This window comes from Pseudomonas arcuscaelestis, from assembly GCF_016881005.1.
Lineage (GTDB): Bacteria > Pseudomonadota > Gammaproteobacteria > Pseudomonadales > Pseudomonadaceae > Aquipseudomonas > Aquipseudomonas arcuscaelestis.
In genome coordinates this window covers 1-1,012 of record NZ_JACOPV010000086.1, presented here as the reverse complement: position 1 = coordinate 1,012, position 1,012 = coordinate 1, and the positions used below count along the sequence as shown (strand labels likewise).

The following is a 1,012-nucleotide window of genomic DNA, read 5'->3' as shown; positions in this document are numbered from 1 at the left end:
GTCTGCAACAGCATGCCGATTTTCAAGCGACGCACAAATACGCCGGCAATCTGCCCGCGCTCTTCGGGCACACCGGTTTCTTTCTCCACCAGAGAAGCCATGATCAGCGCTTGATAGGGTTCGGTGTAGGGCGCGTCGGCGGCGCGTTTGCTCCACTCCTGGGCGAGGACATCGTCCAGACGGTTGTAGGCTTTTTTCAGGAATTCGACGTCGGTCATGCCGCGCACGAAGCGGTAGGTGTCCGGGAAAAACCGGCCTTCCGGGAAAATACCGGGGTGGCCGAGTTTTTCCATCACTTCGCTGTCGGTCAGACCCGAGAGGGTTTGGACGATCTTTTCATGCTTGGCCAAGGCTGAGCGCACTTGGCGGAAATTCCAGCCCTCTACCAGGGTGAGGCTGTATTGCACCACTTCGCCGCGCTGCCACAGGCCGATCAGGCCCTGGGCCGTCATGCCGGGGGTCATGCGGTATTCGCCACTGTGCAGCGGCTGGCCGTCGAGGTTGAAGCGCCAGTACAGGCGCAGCCAGAAGGCGCCGTCGATAACACCGTCGGCCTCAAGGCGATTGAATGTGCCGGTGGGGGTCGCCCCTGCCGGAACATCGAGCAATTGCTCTGCGGTCAGGTTCAAGGGCTGCTTCAAGGCAGAGTCAAACTTCCAGGCCGAATAGCCCAACAGCAAAGCCGCCGTGAACAGACCGATCAGCAGCAGTACAACCAGTTTTCGTATCAACTCAAATATCCAATAGTGCGCGAACAATGCCCTGCAGTTTACGGGTGAGCGGCCCAACCGGCCAGCTCATCGCAGCGTACCCGCGCACAGGCCAAATGCCATAAACGCTGTTGCACACAAAGACTTCGTCAGCCTGCTGCAATTGCTCAAGACTGATGTCAGCCACGGCCACCGGGATGCCCAGGGCTTGCGCTTGGGCGAGAATCTCGGCGCGCATCACCCCGGCAACGCCGCAACGATTTAGATCGGCAGTTCGTAACAAGCCATTGCGCACCAGGAAC

The 1,012-nt window shown here is 59.5% G+C and carries 2 protein-coding genes; both read right to left on the bottom strand.

What is annotated here, in order from left to right; genetic code table 11:
- Window positions 1-731, bottom strand: a 731-nt coding sequence (mltG, locus tag H8F21_RS29430; protein ID WP_203585861.1) for an endolytic transglycosylase MltG, incomplete at its 3' end; no start/stop codon positions are given.
- Between the two features lies 1 nt (window position 732).
- Window positions 733-1,012 (bottom strand): aminotransferase class IV (locus H8F21_RS29425; RefSeq protein WP_203585860.1); only part of this gene is annotated, 280 nt, incomplete at its 5' end.